Raw genomic sequence first — 18,110 nt, 5'->3', positions numbered from 1 at the left:
AGGCTTATTCATATTATAGGAATTGGACAAACGGCACTTTATAATTTGTGTCAATTGTCTATAGCTATTCAAAGGTTCGATATCAGCATGCAGAATTATTCGCATTAACAGATGACACATCCATGTGCAATTGATGCACGAGGGGATTTTGGGATGTCTTATATATATGTGGATTATCTGGAGAGTTGATGCCTTACTTGGTAGTTCAAACTATGGGGAATTTGTTTGAATTGATGGTCAATAGACAATATCTGACATAGTACATGCAGCCGAAAGATCTTCTTTCTTCTACTCTTAAGAGCCTATTTTGTAGTATGCATATTTGGTCCTATTTTGTTAGTCTGTTTAAACGTAGATCCTGCCTAATATGGCAACTACTGTATAAGAAGGAGATAATATGCAAAATACAGACACCACTAAATATATCATTCATTCAAAGATCAGCGCTGACGGAATAATTGAACGTCCTGATATTGTAGGAGCTATTTTTGGCCAGACAGAGGGTCTGCTCGGTTCAGACCTGGACCTGCGCGATCTTCAAAAGACCGGCCGTATCGGAAGGATAGAAGTTGCAGTAGGTGCAAAGGGCGGTAAGACCAAAGGTAATATCTTTATTCCATCCAGCCTCGATAGGGTTGAGACATCTATTCTTGCAGCATCCCTTGAGACCATTGACAGAGTAGGTCCATGTACGGCAAAGATCGAGATCACACAGATCGAGGATGTTCGTGCAACCAAAAGGAAACATATCATTGAGCGTGCAAAGTACATTCTTACTGACATGTTCGATGAGAACCTTCCGGAATCCCAGGAGATCGCAGACGAAGTTCGTCAGTCAGTACGCATTGAAGAGATGGAGTACTATGGAAAGAACAAGATCCCATGTGGTCCTAATGTGGTCGAATCCGATGCGATCGTTGTTGTTGAAGGTAGGGCAGATGTGCTGAACCTTTTGAGATATGGTATCAAGAACACTATCTGTGTAGGCGGCACCAATGTGCCACCTGAGGTTGCAGAGCTCACAAAGAAAAAGACCGTAACTGCATTCACAGACGGTGACCGTGGTGGAAAGCTCATCATAAAGGAGCTTCTACAGGTTGCAGACATTGATTACATTGCACGTGCTCCTGACGGAAAGAGTGTCGAAGACCTTGTTCAGAGGGAGATCGTACGCGCACTGAGGCAGAAGATCCCGGTCGAGCAGGCTCTTGAAAATTACTCTATCAAAACAGATGTTAAACCTGAACAGATAGAAAAACCTGCTAAGGGTAGCAGGGTCACACGCATTCCAAAGCGCAAGGAAAGGCCAACGAGTGAGGTCTCTGCACCTGTTGCTACCAAAGTGGCTAGCAAACCTTCCATGTCCGAAGAGAAACCGAGGGTATCAAGAGCAACGAGGGCGCCTAGGGAAACAACGGCATCTAGGGCAACAAGGGTACCAAGGGAAACAACAGCAACCAGGGAAACAACGGCATCTAGAGCAACAAGGGCACCCAGGGAAACAACAGCAACTAGGGAAACAACGGCATCTAGAGCAACAAGGGCACTCAGGGAAACAACAGCAACTAGAGAAACAACAGCACCCAGGGAAACAAGGGCGCCAAAAGAAGCAAAGCCCTCAGTGCTCTCTCCACAGGCACTTAGGTTCAAACCACACTCTGATGCACTGAATGGAACTCTTGGAGCAAGGCTTTTGGATTCAAAGGATGAGATCATTGAGGAAACTGCAGTTCGTGATCTGGTCAACACACTGAAAGAGAACGATGAAGGGATCAAGAGCGTTATTTTCGATGGTGTCGTAACTCAGCGTATCCTGGATATCGCATCTGACAAGGGTATTGAGAACCTTATTGGTGTGAAAAAGGGCAATATTGCAAAAAGCCCTGCAAGTGTCAATATTCTGACAGCATCTGATTTTTGATCCTCTAAGGATCAAATCTTTTCTCTTTTTCCCTCAATAGAGCATTATTAATCATAAAAAATAAATCAAAAAACATTTATATGATAAATAGGAATGGCTCGTCCGCGAATAATGGTTTTATTTGAGTCTTAAGTTTACTGTAATGCAACGCACACAAAATAGTGTGGTGTAAAGAAAACGGACTAAAACCATGCAAAAAGATGAATTGATTCAGTTGCATACATTATTAGCTCAGATAAAGAGACATCTGGAATCTCAGAGCAGTGATTATGATTTTTCTGAATATGGATCACTGTCAATAAGTCCTGTTCATATCCATCGCAGTAAAGCAGATCATAAACATGCCATATTTGTACTTGGAAACCATCTTGCTTCAATAATCTCAGAAGATGAGCTTTCTGGCATTGGCAGAACATCTGTAAGAATGCAGGAATTTGCAGAGCGCACTGGAAGGCACTCCCCTATCAGCAATAATTAAATATTGTCAGGCAATTGGAACTTGGTCTCAGGAAGTGAAGGCACTTCAAAAGAGATATTCTTGGAGTGATTGGTCTATGACCTTGGGGAAAGTTGTTTTTTCATAATGATTCCACTTTCTCCATCCGAATAATAATCGTGCTCTATCCAGCAAGCTATAAAATCCATTTTCCTGTACATCTGAATAGCTTTGTCGTTGCTGCTCCTGACCTCAAGGGTCGCAGATCTTATGCCCTCATCTTTGAACAGGTCCAGAATAGAATTAAGGAGCTTTTTTCCAACTCCCCTGTTCTGCCATTCCTTTTTTACTGCCAGGGAGAATATACGGCCTTCGTTCGTCTCAGACCGATAGCCCATGACGAAACCAATGACCTTATTGCCCGTGGTTGCAACAAGAAATCCTTCATCGTTCATCTCATAGAAGTTCATGTAAACGAAAGGATTGTGCTCTGTAAATGCTTCCATTTCAATGGTCAGAACCTGTTCAAAATCCTGAGGCATAAAATTTCTGACTATCATTGTCTTTTAGTAAGGTATCTCATTATAAAAAAGAATATTGAAAGAAGGACTAAGAAAAAAGGAAAAAGACCTCAAAAGCAAATTAATGCCTTAGTTAGCCTTTTTTACATGCCTGAGGTCCACAGCTACCCCTCGTGAAGACCCCACCATCTCTTCTCCACTCATCATAGCACGTCCGACACCTATTGCTTTACTTCCGGTGATCATAACCTCATCTCCGGGTCTGATATTCTTGTCAGCTGCAACAACGCCAGGTGCAAGCAATGAGCCTCTTGGGAGGAAATCATCTATGGTCACCGTATAACCTGAGTACTCTTCGGAATTTGAAAGTAATCGTATCCCTGCAACGGTAAGTGCGAGTGTACCATACTGTGGTATCATTGTAGCTATCTGCTCTTTGCCAATGAATACCTGATGTTTGGGGAATGGCGCCTTTATCTTTGCATCGTCAGGTACGACCAGCTTACCGGCACCTGAGCCGAACTGGTAGTCTGCAATAGCACGCATCATGTCGGTCCTTGATCTGCTCTGCTTATACTCCTTTTCTGATACTATCTCAGAAAGGGTCTTTTTCAGGTTATCAAGGGAATCGTATGAGGACACGTTCCCTGTACTTGTATAGATGAAATCGATGGAAAGTTGTTCTGAGACTATCTCACATATTTCCCTGTAAGCTCCTTCCAAATGTGCTACGACATGTGAATATTTGTGTTTTGAAAGATAATCCCTGAGGCAGGAGGAGACCCACTTTATTTCTTCAGCATCCCAGTATCCTGTCACAACAGTATCATAATGTGCTGCAGGATAGGTCATTTCAAGTTCCCTAGGTACGATACCGAGTGGGGAGGTAAGGATTACCTCATGTACGAATTTCCTGTACTTTCCAAGTGATTTTATGAACTTGTTATGGGAATTGGATATTGAATATGGTTTCTTTGCTGAACAGGGAAAAAGCACGAGTATTTCGGATTCTGGAGGCGTATATCTTTCCTGTATCCTTTTTGCAAACCTAACGACTTCAGGCCTTGTCATGGATTCAGAAGTTGTTGCAAGCATCTGGTTGGACCTGACAATAGGGGTTTGCTTTTCCATGTAGTCGTACTGGGTATCGGAAAGCCTCAAAAGTGCTGCAAGCCACGGTTCTGTTCTACACTGTCCTTCAATGTATTCACGAAGGTTACCGGAGCGTATCCTTTCCCTTGCTAGGACTATCTCTGCTTCTAGCATGTTGCGGTTATGTCTGCTGATCAGCTCTGCCCTATCAGCTTTAGGCATTGCTCTTAGTTCCTCGAGTGTAATAGGTGCGCATGCTTCACATCTGCATGGCAGCTCTGTCATCGAATCAAGGAAATATTTGCCGGCAGTTGTCATGTAGATATCGTTATATCCGGCTATTATTGCCTTTGTATCATCAACAATATCTATTCCAAGGTAAATAAGCATTGCAGCATTTACAGGGGTACAGAGGTTCGGCAGGTAAATAGCGGTATCAGGAGCAACACTATCTTTCAGATCGATAAGTCTCTCCAAGAACTTTCTCGCATTGCCTTCTAAAGAACCTGCACCTTCCATTACGTAAAGGTCAGCCTTTTTCACATCCACACCTTTGCGGAAGATGCGGCCTATGGGACCTGTGGATTCAACTTCGGTTCTCTCCGAGATCTTCAGTACCATATCTTCAGGTACTTCCAGGGTCAGGTCCTGATGAGGGAGTATGATAATAGTTTCATCCCCGACCTCTTCGCGAATCTTCCTGATCCTTTCTTCCGCTTCTTCAATAGAGATGTTCCAGATGGAGCCTGCATCTGTTATGGGGGAATGGGCATCTTTAAGGGATGCTGTATCAATTATATATGGTGTCCTTACTGGTGTTGGAAAGAGTATTTTTCCAATTCGGGCAGCACCATCCCGTTGTTCTACCTCAAAGTATGATGTCATGTTTCCCTAATATGCTTAAGTAGATGTAAATCTTTTCTACTGAACATAAGTACCCAAACGTTTATTTTTAAAAAGACTTTCAGGTTAAGATGATGCTCGCTAAAGAACTTGAGGAGATTCTCGGGAAAGAGAATGTTTCTACCCGAATGTCAGAGCTTTACTGTTATTCCTTTGATGCTTCCGGTGTGGAAGGGCTGCCGGAAGTTGTTGTAAGGCCTGCAACCACTGAACAGGTGGCTGATGTGGTGAAATTAGCGGACATGTCTAACACTCCTGTTGTTGCAAGGGGAGCAGGCTCAGGTCTTTGCGGCGGTGCGGTTGCTGTAGAAGGCGGCATTGTGCTTGATATGTGCTCAATGGACCGCATCCTTGACATTGATATTGACAATCTTCAGATCACGGTGGAATCCGGTGTTGTTCACGAAGAAATTAACAAGGCACTGGAACCGTATGGGTTTTTCTTCCCCCCTGATCCCGGAAGCACTGCCATGTGTACCATCGGCGGGCTCATGGCGAACAATGGAAGTGGGATGAGATGTGTGAAATACGGTACTACCAGGAACTATGTTCTCGATCTTGAGGTAGTGATGGCCGATGGCAGAATAGTGCACACCGGCTCGAAGACTTTGAAAACAGCTTCAGGGTATGATCTAACCGATCTGATGGTAGGTTCTGAAGGTACTCTTGGTATCATCACTAAGGCTGTGCTCAAGATTCATCCCCTGCCCCATGCCCGCAGTGTCATACTTGCATCCTTTGACAATACCACTCTTGCCGGTGAGGCCGTGGTGAAGGTGCTCTCATCCGGGATCATACCCTCTGCGTGTGAGATCCTTGACAGTACTGCCATCAAGGCGGTCAGGAGGTTCGACCCTTCCGTGGAACTTCCTGATGTGGGTGCTATTCTTATGATAGAAGTGGACGGGATGGAGAATGCGGTCAAGGAAGAAGCTGCTCTTGTGGGGAAAGCCTGTGAGGAGCTGGCTTCTGCCATAAAGGTCGCTGAGAGTGGAGCTGAAAGTGAGAATCTATGGAAGGCACGCAGGCTGGTAGGTGCTGCCATATCAAAGATCGATGTTAAGCGCACTCGTATCTATGTAGGAGAAGACATTGGGGTTCCAATAAAAGAACTACCCGGTATGCTCGAATACGTGCGTTCGCTTTCAGAAGAGTTCGATATTCACATCATGACCTATGGGCATATCGGCGATGGGAATCTCCATACCGGGATGGCCATCGATATGCTCAGTGAGGAAGAACTGGAAAGTGCGCATGCCGTAGCGGACAGGATATACAGGCGTGCGATCTCTGTGGGTGGTACTGTGAGTGCCGAGCATGGGGTGGGGAAGGCACGAGCGATGTATATGGAACTGGAACATCCAACTTCTCTTGAGGCGATGCGGCAGATAAAGAAGGCCCTTGATCCGAAAGGGATACTTAATCCGGGTAAAATGGGGCTTTGATATGCAGGAAGATAAGCAAAGGTCGATCCTCAAATGTGTCCGTTGCGGGACATGTCGCAGTATATGCCCGGTCTTTGAAGAACTTGGCTGGGAATCTTTCAGTACGAGAGGGCGTATGCTTCTTGCAAAGGGCATCTCAAAAGGGATGGATGTGGATGAAAGTATGATCGATAGCATCAATACCTGTACCATATGTGGGTTGTGTGAGCAGATGTGTCCTGCAGGAGCAAAGCCAACTGATGTCTTCGAAGAGTTACGTCGCGACCTTGTCAGGATGGGCAAGGTCAAAGGTTCACAATTAGAATTGTATAATAATACTCTTCTTACAGGAAATCCCCTTGGCGAAAAGAGGTCTGATACAAGTTTTATCCTGGGGCAAAGGGATGTTCCCAAGGTTGCAGACTATGTATATTTCGTAGGGTGCCTTGGTTCATATCGGTTCAGGGAAGCTGCTCTCAGGACATATGACCTTATCAGAGATATGGGGGTGACCGTACTTTCCGATGAGGTATGTTGTGGCTCTCCGCTACTCAGGACAGGATTCGATGCGGATGAGCTCATAAGACATAATCTTGAGCAGATCGAAAACACCGGTGCACATACCATAATAGCCAGTTGTGCAGGTTGTTATAATACGTTCAAGAATGACTATCCCGACAGGTTCAATGTCGTTCACATCACTGAGTTTTTGGTGGAACATATGGATGAGTTGGGGCTTGGAAGACTGGATCTCACGGTAACTTATCACGATCCGTGTCATCTTGGCAGAGCAAACAGGATATTTGATGCTCCCCGAAAACTGATAATGGCTGTCTGTGACCTTAAAGAGATGAGGACCAACAGGGAAAATGCCAGATGTTGTGGAGGTGGCGGGGGAGTTAGGAAAGGCTATCCTGACCTTTCGGCTTCAATTGCTAAAAAGAGGATAATGGATGTTCCCGATGGTGTGGACAATATTGTAACATGCTGTCCGTTGTGTAGGACGAATCTGGAACAGGCAAGTGATGTTCCAGTCATTGACCTGCTGGACCTCTTATATATGGCACAAAAAGAAGTGATGAAGGTCGTCTAAGTTCATTTATGTGCAGATGGGGCCTTTATCAACGAATACAGGCAATTTGACATAGATCTCGGTGCCCTGCTCTACTTCACTGTTTATCCCTATGGTGCCTCTATGCGCTTCGATTATCTTTTTACAGATGATCAGTCCATAATCCTGACTACAGTAACAGATATCACATTTAGTTTCTTCTTCAGGAGCTTCACTGAATATATGGGTTAGCATCTCTTTTGGAATGCCTTTACCTGTATCTTTTATGACGATGTGTATCTCCCCGTTCTCTTCTGAGGCAAGGATGGATATCTTCCTTCCTGATGGAGTATATTTGATAGCGTTGCCAAGCAGATGCATCAATACACTTTCTATGTATCTTGCGTTCCCGTGTACTGGTGAGAGCGAATCGGAAATGTCGGTAGTGACCTCGATCCCCTTCTGATCGATCTGGGGGGACATGTCTTTTTTGATTATTTCAAGTATTTTTCTGATATTAATAAGACTGAATGTATATTTTATCGTCTCGTTCTGCATTTCATTTACATAGAACAGTGATTCTATGAGATGTTGCAGGCGTTCTGAATTTCGGACCACCGATTCCATTGTCTTTTTTTGATGCTCGTTCAGGTCTCCCAGTCTTTCATTGTAGAGCAGGTCACTGAAACCTTTTATTGATATCAATGGTGTTCTTAGTTCATGGTTGATGTTTGCCAGGAATTCATCTTTCAACTTGTGGGAGATCTGGAGCTTTTCGTTAGCCTTTGAAAGTTCTTCTTCAATAATTTTTCTTTCAGTCGTGTCTTCTCCTGAACGAATTATCCCTGTGATGTTGCCTTCACTATCTTTTAATATCACATCATGCCAGAGGATCATGCATTCGGAAAACGTGCCATCCGCATTTTTAGTCACTACTAAACGTTCGTAATATTCAGGGGGTTCAACTTTGCCGCTCAAGGTGTCGAGAAGGTCTTGTTTTCGGCTTTCACATCCGTCTTCCGGAATAAAATCTATCCAGCTTTTACCGCTAATATCCTTTTTCTCCCAATCAAAGATATCACAGCTCTTCTGATTTGCGAATACTATTTCCGTGTCCGTGTTGATTATGACAATGATAGTGCCTGCTGCATCGAGATATTGATATGCCTGGTTCCTTTCCTGGATTATGTTTTCCTGCAAGTGTTTTATTTTTAAAAGGGATTGCACACGGCTTAATATTTCCATATGACTGATAGGTTTGTTAAGAAAATCGTCTGCACCTTCTTCAAGGCTTTTTATCTTTTCTTCCCTTTCTGCCAGTGAGGTCAGCATTAAGATAGGTATGAGCTTCGTGCGTTCATTATTCTTCAATGTCCTGCACAGCTCATGACCTGTAATGTCTGGAACCATGATGTCAAGTATGATCATATCAGGACTTTCGGCAATTGCGATCTCAAGACCCTTGCAACCGGAATATGCTTTTATGACCTCATAGTCGGAGCTGAGCATAGCTTCCAGCAGTTCAACATCATCATTTTCATTATCAATGATCAATATTTTCGATCTTTTTCGGGTCATGTTTATTCTATGAAATTATGGAATCTAGCCTATCGATTATCTTCATATTATAAAAATTTTCATCTTTTTGGTGCAAACACATTCTTGCCTTTTCGTGGTATCAGGCAATTCCAGGTACTTCCGACAAGGTCCTGTCGGTCTGCATTTTTTAATCCTTCGTAGATGAGGCTATGGTTTTTCGGGTCACGATAATGCATCATTGCTCTCTGGATGTTCTTTTCTCTACGAGAAGTGGCTACATAGACTGGTTTTCCTGTGAAGGGATCAAGTCCTGTGTGGAACATACAGGTTGATACGGTCATCGGGGTTGGTATGAAATCCTGTACCTGCTCGGTATATCTGTCAGTTGCTTTGATGTACTCTGCAAGTTCTATCATATCATCCATTGTACATGCAGGGTGACCTGACATAAGGAACGTTACAAGATACTGGTCTTTGTTCAGTCTCTTGTTAGTTTCCTTAAATATCTTGGCAAATTTTTCAAATACTTCTCTTCCTGGCTTTTTCATACAGTCCGTGACTGATTTTGAAAAGTGTTCAGGTGCAATTTTCAATTGACCGCTGACGTGATATTGGCAGAGCTCTGTGATATATTCAGGGTCTTGTAAGGCGAGGTCATATCGAACTCCATAACTTACAAAAACACGCTTTACTTCCGGCATTTCCCGAAGCTGGCGCAACATTTCGATATTTTCTTTGTGGGATGTGTCCATGGAGGGGCAGGGTTCAGGGTACAGACAAAGTTTATCCTTGCAGGCGCCTTTGTTCTCCCAGTTCTTGCATTTCATGGCATACATGTTAGCAGTTGGTCCGCCAACCCCTATTATGTTGCCTTTGAATTCTTTCATTCTTGTGAGAAGCTCAGCTTCATGCAGGATGGAGTCAATACTACGGCTTGTTATCATTCTTCCCTGATGTTGTGCGATGGCACAGAAAGAACAGCTTCCAAAACAGCCTCTGTGAGTTGCTATTGAGAATCTGACCGTTTCAAGAGCAGGTACTGGCTCTTTGTATGAGGGATGCTCCCGTCGGGTGTAAGGTAGATCATATACATGATCAAGTTCCTTTTGGGAAAGCGGTCTCATTGGGGGGTTCTGGACGATGGTCGTTTTTGGGTGGGGTTGGACAAGGGCAATACCTCTTACGGGGTCCTGTTGGTCATACATTAGCTTGAATGCTTTTGCATAGGTAGGCTTGTCCTTTGATACTTCATTGTAGGAAGGCATTTCCACGTAAGGGAAAGGTATCTGATCGTTCTCTTTCGCTTCCTTCCATTTTTTCACCTCAAGTTTCCATGTGGTCCCGGGAATATCATTTATGTTCCTGATATCTTCACCTGAATCGAGCCTTCGGGCGATCTCAGGTGTTTGCAGCTCTCCCATTCCATATACGAGAAGGTCTGCGGGCGCATCGGTGAGTATGGATTGTCTTACTTTGCCTGACCAGTGGTCGAATTCAGCAAAACGCCTGAGGGACGCTTCTATTCCGCCGATGACAATAGGTACGTCAGGATATGTTTGTTTTAGACGGTTGGAGTAGACAACGACTGCACGGCTGGGGCGAAGTCCTGGTTGGCCTCCAGGGGAGTACGTGTCCTTTGAACGTGGTTTTAGTGCAGGGGTATAGTTGCTGACCATTGAGTCAGTGTTCCCTGAAGTGACTGCGAAGAAAAGCCGGGGTTTTCCCAGTTTGGTGAAATCCTTTGTGTCTTCCCAGTTAGGTTGGGAGATTATCCCTACTTTGAATCCTGCATCTTCCAGGACGCGTCCTATGATGGTTGCACCAAAGCTGGGGTGGTCTACATAGGCGTCACCTGTTACAATGATTATGTCAAGTTGATCCCATCCGCGACTCTTGATATCTTTAATATCCATTGGGAGAAAGCGGGATGTATCTATCTTTTTCGGGTTACGTTTTTTCTGTGACATGTGTTTGTCCTTTTATCGGTATGCTCTTGACATCTGTAGTGATAAACGTATCTGCTTGTTCACGTCATCACTGGTAACTGGGCCGTGCCCTGGGTAGAGTGTAATTACGTCTAGTTCTGTTAGTTTTTCTATGGATGCTGAAAGCTTGTCCAATGAGCCGCCGGTAAAATCGGTGCGGCCAATTCCTCCGTTCGGGAATACAGTGTCACCGGAGAAAAGGCTTTTCGAAGATGGCTCGTAAAGTGATATTCCTCCAGGGGTGTGGCCGGGGGTGTGAATGACCTCCAGGGATTCGGTTTCGCTTATCTTTATTATGTCACCGTTCTCGTAGAGGATGTCCGGGTCGATGTCCGGGGCTGGTGCTGAGAAGAGTATGGATACACTTTCTTCTTTACTTTTCAGGGCCTGGGCATCATCTTTGTGTATGGCTATAGGGGCATTGCATATTTCTGCTACGGATTTAGCTGCGGCGCAGTGGTCGAAGTGAGAGTGGGTCAGTATTATCAGTTCGATATTTTCCGGTCGTGTGTGCTCTTTTATTTTTTGTATGAGCTGATCGGTATCCATTCCGGGATCGATGAGTATCTTTTCGTTTATGAGGTATGAGTTGGATGCGTATGGGGACGTGGTTATGCTGGTGATCTTCATTGTTTGACTCCGGGTGTGTTTTAGATACCAAATATCTTCTTCGTGTTCCTGAAGGTGGCGTTTGCAATGGTCTCAATATCTGTGCCTTTTGCTTCTGCTATTACTGAGAGGTTGTCCAGTACGAATGCGGGTTCGTTCCTTCCTTTGCGAGGGGATAGGTAGGGGCTATCGGTCTCAATGAGCATTTTGTCAAGGGGGACGTTCTCTGCTATTTTCTTATGGTGCTCTGAAAAACAGACTATTGTGGGGATGGATATGTAGTATCCTGCATCGGTTATCCTGGTGGCTGTTTCTATTGAGCCTCCATAGCAGTGGAAGACGACCTTGTCGAGTTCCTTTACCATTTCAAAACAGTCTTCTTCGGCTTCCCTTCCGTGAATTACGAGTGTCTTCTCATATTTTTCTGCTATCTCTATTACTTTACGGAAGTATTGTTTTTGGTGTTCTCTTTCCTTGTCTTCCTTATAGTAATGATAGTCAAGACCTGCTTCTCCTATACCTACTGCTTGCTCTGCATGTAGTTCTAGCTGGAGGAGGATCGAATTGGCGACTTCGTTGCCGTAGTGGGATACTACCAGAGGGCTTAGGCCAATTGTAGGATAGATAAAATCGTATTCGCTTGCAAGTGCGAGTGTTGCCTGGTTTGTTTTCAGGTCAATTCCCGAGTTGACCATTTTAACAACACCCGCATTGCGTGCTCTTTCTATTGTTTCATCACGGTCACGGTTGAACTTTGGGAAGTCAAGGTGACAATGTGAGTCTATGACCTTTAGCATGCTCCTTATGTTTTGAGGAGCATGTTAATAGCTGTTACGAGAGCTTCGACCGATGCGAGGACAATGTCAGCGTTTGCTGCGCGTGCGGTCACTATCCTGCCTTTGTCGTCCTGTACTCCGATCACCACTTCTGCAAGTGCATCAGATCCTCCTGTTACGGCTTCGATCTTAAAGTCGTGGATGGTCACCTTTGTGTGCTGTCCGATAAGGGTCTCAACTGCTTTTAGTGCAGCGTCAACTGGTCCCACACCTACATTGGATGTTACGCATTCTTTTCCGTTGACTAGTGCTTTGACAACTGCGGTGGATGTGGTTATGTTACCGGTCATGACACTGACCTCTTTCAGGTCTATAGGTGGCATTCCTTCAGGTCTTCCGAGGATATCTAATGCTATCGTGTAAAGGTCTGCATCGGTTATGCGTTTGCCTTTGTCTGCGAGCATTTTCACCTTTTTGATGATCGCATCGAGCTGAGCATCGGTTGGGTTGATGTTCGCAGATTGCAGTGATCTGAGAACAGCGTGCTTTCCTGCGTGTTTTCCGAGTACTATCCTTCGAGTGTGTCCGACCATTTCAGGTGTCATGATGCCTGGTTCGAATGTATCGGAATTTTCGAGGACACCGTGGGTATGTATGCCGGACTCATGGGCGAATGCGTTCTCTCCTACAATAGGCATGTGGGGAGGTATTTGAACGCCTGTGTAACGTTCGACCATTCGGGCGGTCTCTACGATATACTCGGTGCTGATGTTCGTCTTTGCACCGTATATAGAGTGCAAGCTCATTACTGTTTCCGCAAGATCGGCATTTCCGGCACGTTCTCCCAGTCCGTTGACAGTGACCTGTGCCTGACTTGCACCGGCTTCTATTGCCATGAGACTGTTTGCAACGGCAAGTCCGAAGTCATTGTGACAGTGGGTGTCTATCGGGATGTTCATCTCTTTGTCCAGTTTGCTGATAAGGCGGTACATACCGGAGGGTGCAATTATTCCCACTGTGTCGGGGACGTTGATGATGTCACATCCTGCGTCTTCAACTGCCTTGTATACTTCTATTAAGTAGTCAAGGTCTGTGCGGGTTGCATCCATTGCAGAGAACATGCAGCGCATGCCGTGGTCCTTTATGTACTGTACGGCATTTACTGACATCTCGACGACTTCTTCGCGACTCTTTTTGATGGTATGTATTCTCTGGATGTCAGATGTGGAGACAAAAGTATGTATCATTCCAACGCCTGCATCTATACATGTATCAAGGTCCTTTGTTAGTACGCGTGCAAGTCCACATATTTCCGATGTGAGGCCTGCATTTGCGATATTGCGAACGGATTCCATGTCTCCGGCGGAGGCTATGGGGAACCCTGCTTCGATGGTATCCACTCCAAGCTTGGAAAGCTGGTGAGCTATCTCGATCTTTTGCTCAGGAGTTAGGGATACGCCGGGGGTTTGTTCGCCGTCACGAAGGGTAGTGTCAAAAATGCTTATCTTTCGGTTTCGGATGGGTTCATCGACGTAAAAATCGATCCCTCAGTTGTGTATTTGTATCCATAATAATCATTAATACTACATTATTAATGGTATAAAAAGAAAACGATTTGAAGTAGTTCATTACATCGAATGGCTTATATTTTTCAATATACTAGTATTAGTAGAGTGTTCATATCTTTTTAATTGCTGATTTTTGTGAGCTTATGCCGGAGAGTTTCATATCTTCCGAAGTAGAAGACACCAATTAAGAAAGAAGTTATTCCTATTATGGTAAATTTGTTTGATATATCAAGGGTATATGTTCCTGCAACTATGATACTTCCAAATCTGCGAAAAACAACCTATTCCTTGCATACTTCAGATTTGTTCAATATGGTTTATAATTTTTCTTGTAACGTGGTGGATCATTTTGCATGGTTGCTGTAAATATATATTCCATGTCATGTGCTCACAAATAGATTTTATATAAACCCGTGTCAAACGTTATCACACTACATATAAATACGAGAGCGTAGTGTTAGGGGTGCTCTCATTGAGCTGATTGGTGCCATTTTTGGTACGATTAGGATGAGGGTTCAAAAACGTTTATGCTCTTCATGACTGGATTCACATTCTCAAAAAATGTGTTCATGCGTTCCGATTCGGAACGTATATATAGCATGGAGGAGTTTAAGGAACTCCGCACAATGTGTGGAATTTCAATCACCTTCAATTCAAGATCATTAGTGGAGACCGGAGCTTTTTCGGTCTGACGTTGAATTTGGCAGTTCGATTAATTCTGACTGATAGTGTAAATCTATCTATCGAGAACTAATCGAAATTGTGCATGAATAAGTAACTCTCTAATTCACTTTAGAGTGTTCTTTTCCGACAATTTTTAAGTTTAACTTCCATATTAAGTGTGCTTTAACAACAAACTCTGGTTGATCCTGCCAGAGGTTACTGCTATCGGTGTTCGACTAAGCCATGCGAGTCAAATGTTCTTCGTGAACATGGCGGACTGCTCAGTAACACGTGGATAACCTGCCCTTAGGTTTGGCATAACTCCGGGAAACTGGAGATAATTCCGAATAGGTCAAATATGCTGGAATGCTTTTTGGCCAAAAGACCTCGGTTGCCTAAGGATGGATCTGCGGTCTATCAGGTTGTAGTGGGTGTAACGTACCTACTAGCCTACGACGGATATGGGTTGTGAGAGCAAGAGCCCAGAGATGGATTCTGAGACATGAATCCAGGCCCTACGGGGCGCAGCAGGCGCGAAAACTTTACAATGCGGGAAACCGCGATAAGGGGACACCGAGTGCCAGCATTTATGTTGGCTGTCCACATGTGTAAACGGCATGTGTTAGCAAGGGCCGGGCAAGACCGGTGCCAGCCGCCGCGGTAACACCGGCGGCCCGAGTGGTAATCACTTTTATTGGGTCTAAAGGGTCCGTAGCCGGTTTGATCAGTTCTTCGGGAAATCTGACAGCTCAACTGTTAGGCTTCCGGGGAATACTGTCAGACTTGGGACCGGGAGAGGTAAGAGGTACTACAGGGGTAGGAGTGAAATCTTGTAATCCCTGTGGGACCACCAGTGGCGAAGGCGTCTTACCAGAACGGGTCCGACGGTGAGGGACGAAAGCTGGGGGCACGAACCGGATTAGATACCCGGGTAGTCCCAGCCGTAAACGATGTTCGCTAGGTGTCAGGGGCGGTGCGACCGCTTCTGGTGCCGTAGGGAAGCCGTGAAGCGAACCACCTGGGAAGTACGGCCGCAAGGCTGAAACTTAAAGGAATTGGCGGGGGAGCACTACAACGGGTGGAGCCTGCGGTTTAATTGGACTCAACGCCGGAAAACTCACCGGGGGCGACAGCAAAATGTAGGTCAAGCTAAAGACTTTACCTGAATCGCTGAGAGGAGGTGCATGGCCGTCGTCAGTTCGTACTGTGAAGCATCCTGTTAAGTCAGGCAACGAGCGAGACCCGTGCCCACTGTTGCCAGCATGTCCTTCGGGATGATGGGTACTCTGTGGGGACCGCTGGTGCTAAACCAGAGGAAGGTGCGGGCTACGGTAGGTCAGTATGCCCCGAATCTCCCGGGCTACACGCGGGCTACAATGGTTGGGACAATGGGTCCCTACACCGAAAGGTGATGGTAATCTCTTAAACCCAACCGTAGTTCGAATCGAGGACTGTAACTCGTCCTCGTGAAGCTGGAATCCGTAGTAATCGCGTTTCAACATAGCGCGGTGAATACGTCCCTGCTCCTTGCACACACCGCCCGTCAAACCACCCGAGTGAGGTATGGGTGAGGGCACGGACTTAGTGCCGTGTTCGAACCTAAATTTCGCAAGGGGGGTTAAGTCGTAACAAGGTAGCCGTAGGGGAATCTGCGGCTGGATCACCTCCTAAGCAAGATTCGCATAAAGCGGATCACCGCTATCAGTCAGAAATCGATAAACTGCCAAATTCAACAAACCACATTCAATGATTTATAATCATCAAGTGCACCAGGCAAGTAACGTTGCCCGGGAAGGATGGAAGTGCCTGATACCCCATATCAGGTACGATGAGATCATGTATACATATTACATATCAGACGCTCACTGGACAAAGTGAGATGGACTCTGGTAATTATGCCGTCAGGTGGATGGCTCGGCTCAAGCGCTGATGAAGGACGTGCCAAGCTGCGATAAGCCCAGGGTAGGTGCATGGAACCTATGAACCTGGGATTTCCTAATGAGACCTCTTAGCACATTTGTGCTGATCAGTAATGATCGGGAACGCCCCGAATTGAAACATCTTAGTAGGGGCAGGAAGAGAAATCGAAGAGATGCCGTTAGTAATGGCGAATGAACACGGCACAGTTCAAACTGAATCCCTCCAGTAATGTGAGGGAGATGTGGTGTTATAGGAACTTTCTAAGATTCCTATCTTTTCTTAGCTGAACTTTTCTGGAACGTTAGACCATAGAGTGTGATAGTCACGTAAGCAATGAAAAGAGGAATTGGAAATGTTCCTGAGTATCGTGTGTTGGAAATCACGCGAGAATTTGGGAGGCACCAACTTCCAAAACTAAATACGTCTTGAGACCGATAGCGAAATAGTAGGGTGACCGAAAACTGAAAAGTACCCCCAAAAGGGAGGTTAAAAGTGCCTGAAACCTGATGGTGATGGAGCGATATGGCATGAAAGGATCTTTGGATCGAAGGAATCAACCGCGAGGTTGTAGTACGAGTTCCAATGCCGATGTCATATCATACGTTTTGAAGAACGGGCCAGGGAGTGTAACTAAGTGGCGATGGCTAACCTTTTATCTGGGAAGCCGAAGCGAAAGCAACATGCGTGCAACCTTCGGGTGAGACGCGGCGTATACAAGTGCGTGGAGTCACTAAGTTACGACCCGAAGCCGGGTGATCTAGGCGTGGGCAGGTTGAAGCGTGGCGAAAGCTACGTGGAGGACCGCAAGCGGTATTGATCTGCAAATCATTCGTGTGACCTGCGTCTCGGAGTGAAAGGCTAATCTAACCCGGCATCAGCTGGTTCCTTCCGAAACATGTCGTAGCATGACCTAACTGGAGATAGTCGGTGGAGTAGAGCACTGATTGATGGTCCTGGGGGAGAAATCCCTCATCCGTCTGTCAAACTCCAAACCCACCGTCGTCGTAGAAAGTTGGAGTCCGGACTACTGGGGTAAGCCTGTAGTCCGTAAGGGAGACAACCCAGCCCGTGGTTAAGGTCCCTAAGTGTCGACTAAGTGTTAATACTAAAGGGCGTCCCAAGCCCTAGACAGCTGGAAGGTTAGCTTAGAAGCAGCTATCCTTTAAAGAGTGCGTAACAGCCCACCAGTCGAGGTTTGGGGCCCCGAAAATGGACGGGGCTCAAGTCGACCACCGATACCACGGAGTACCGTAAGGTAATCTCGTAGGAAGGCGTTGCGTTTGGGTAGAAGCAGGGCTGTGAAGTCCTGTGGACCGAGCGGAAACGAAAATCCTGGTAATAGTAGCAGCATAGTTAGGTGAGAATCCTAACCGCCGAAGGGGCTAGGTTTCCTCGGCAATGATCGTCAGCCGAGGGTTAGTCGGTCCTAAGTTGTACCGTAATTCGAGTACATCAAAAGGGAAACAGGTTAATATTCCTGTACTATTCAACAATAAAACTGACGTTTTGGGGCAGGCTGAGCGGCGCTGTCGCGCCGTTTAAGCATCTAAATCTGTGGAGAGCCGTAATGGCGAGAAGCGGACGAATATGTTATGACGAAAGTCGGCTGCACCCCGGAACCCGTGAAAAGGGAGTTGAATATCCGTACCGAGATCTGACACAGGTGCCCCTAGCTGAAAAGGCTTAGGCGTGTCGGAATAAT

General features: G+C 45.6%; 12 protein-coding genes and 2 rRNA genes. 7 read left to right on the top strand and 7 right to left on the bottom strand.

The window, feature by feature from the left end; genetic code table 11:
* Positions 1–397: 397 nt before the first annotated feature.
* Positions 398–1,921 carry a DNA primase DnaG gene (dnaG, locus tag PBV53_RS03775; RefSeq protein WP_270095851.1) on the top strand — a complete coding sequence of 508 codons (1,524 nt, stop codon included), beginning with the start codon at positions 398–400 and terminating at the stop codon, positions 1,919–1,921.
* A 190-nt stretch (positions 1,922–2,111) separates the two neighbouring features.
* Positions 2,112–2,399: a UPF0058 family protein gene (locus tag PBV53_RS03770; protein WP_270095850.1), complete on the top strand. Its 288-nt coding sequence runs from the start codon at positions 2,112–2,114 to the stop codon at positions 2,397–2,399.
* 74 nt (positions 2,400–2,473) lie between these two features.
* Here PBV53_RS03770 and rimI read toward each other — a convergent pair whose 3' ends face one another.
* Both rimI and arcS read right to left on the bottom strand, forming a co-directional pair.
* Positions 2,474–2,917, bottom strand: a complete 444-nt coding sequence (gene rimI / locus PBV53_RS03765; protein WP_270095849.1) for a ribosomal protein S18-alanine N-acetyltransferase — start codon at positions 2,915–2,917, stop codon at positions 2,474–2,476.
* Positions 2,918–3,007: 90 nt separating this feature from the next.
* Positions 3,008–4,855 carry an archaeosine synthase subunit alpha gene (gene arcS / locus PBV53_RS03760; protein WP_270095848.1) on the bottom strand — a complete coding sequence of 616 codons (1,848 nt, stop codon included), beginning with the start codon at positions 4,853–4,855 and terminating at the stop codon, positions 3,008–3,010.
* 89 nt (positions 4,856–4,944) lie between these two features.
* On the opposite strand from arcS, the gene PBV53_RS03755 reads away from it, so the two are divergent.
* Both PBV53_RS03755 and PBV53_RS03750 read left to right on the top strand, forming a co-directional pair.
* A complete protein-coding gene (locus PBV53_RS03755; protein ID WP_270095847.1) occupies positions 4,945–6,318 on the top strand; it encodes an FAD-binding oxidoreductase in 1,374 nt (457 codons plus the stop codon).
* A gap of 1 nt (position 6,319) precedes the next feature.
* Positions 6,320–7,390, top strand: a complete 1,071-nt coding sequence (locus PBV53_RS03750) for a (Fe-S)-binding protein (protein WP_270095846.1) — start codon at positions 6,320–6,322, stop codon at positions 7,388–7,390.
* A gap of 6 nt (positions 7,391–7,396) precedes the next feature.
* Here PBV53_RS03750 and PBV53_RS03745 read toward each other — a convergent pair whose 3' ends face one another.
* Genes PBV53_RS03745 through PBV53_RS03725 form a run of 5 tightly spaced genes read right to left on the bottom strand, consistent with a single transcriptional unit; the run spans position 7,397 to position 13,777 of the window.
* Positions 7,397–8,926 (bottom strand): hybrid sensor histidine kinase/response regulator, encoded by a 1,530-nt coding sequence (locus PBV53_RS03745; protein WP_270095845.1) that lies wholly within the window; start codon positions 8,924–8,926, stop codon positions 7,397–7,399.
* A 59-nt stretch (positions 8,927–8,985) separates the two neighbouring features.
* The gene (locus PBV53_RS03740; RefSeq protein ID WP_270095844.1) at positions 8,986–10,854 is read right to left on the bottom strand and encodes a YgiQ family radical SAM protein; all 1,869 of its coding nucleotides are present in this window, start codon (positions 10,852–10,854) and stop codon (positions 8,986–8,988) included.
* A 12-nt stretch (positions 10,855–10,866) separates the two neighbouring features.
* Complete coding sequence (locus tag PBV53_RS03735; protein WP_270095843.1) at positions 10,867–11,502, bottom strand: MBL fold metallo-hydrolase; 636 nt, start codon at positions 11,500–11,502, stop codon at positions 10,867–10,869.
* 20 nt (positions 11,503–11,522) lie between these two features.
* Positions 11,523–12,278: a TatD family hydrolase gene (locus tag PBV53_RS03730; RefSeq protein WP_270095842.1), complete on the bottom strand. Its 756-nt coding sequence runs from the start codon at positions 12,276–12,278 to the stop codon at positions 11,523–11,525.
* 5 nt (positions 12,279–12,283) lie between these two features.
* Positions 12,284–13,777 carry a 2-isopropylmalate synthase gene (locus PBV53_RS03725; RefSeq protein WP_270096650.1) on the bottom strand — a complete coding sequence of 498 codons (1,494 nt, stop codon included), beginning with the start codon at positions 13,775–13,777 and terminating at the stop codon, positions 12,284–12,286.
* 584 nt (positions 13,778–14,361) lie between these two features.
* Between PBV53_RS03725 and PBV53_RS03720 the strand changes: the two genes are divergently transcribed.
* The 3 genes from PBV53_RS03720 to PBV53_RS03710 form a co-directional block, all read left to right on the top strand.
* Positions 14,362–14,517, top strand: coding sequence for a hypothetical protein (locus PBV53_RS03720; RefSeq protein WP_270095841.1), 156 nt, complete (start codon positions 14,362–14,364; stop codon positions 14,515–14,517).
* 164 nt (positions 14,518–14,681) lie between these two features.
* A 16S ribosomal RNA gene (locus PBV53_RS03715) occupies positions 14,682–16,157 on the top strand.
* Between the two features lie 212 nt (positions 16,158–16,369).
* A 23S ribosomal RNA gene (locus PBV53_RS03710) occupies positions 16,370–18,110 on the top strand; the annotation flags it as partial.

The sequence above is a fragment of the Methanococcoides alaskense genome (genome assembly GCF_027594145.1).
Classification (GTDB): Archaea; Halobacteriota; Methanosarcinia; order Methanosarcinales; family Methanosarcinaceae; genus Methanococcoides; species Methanococcoides alaskense.
This window is presented reverse-complemented; position numbering and strand designations above follow the sequence as displayed.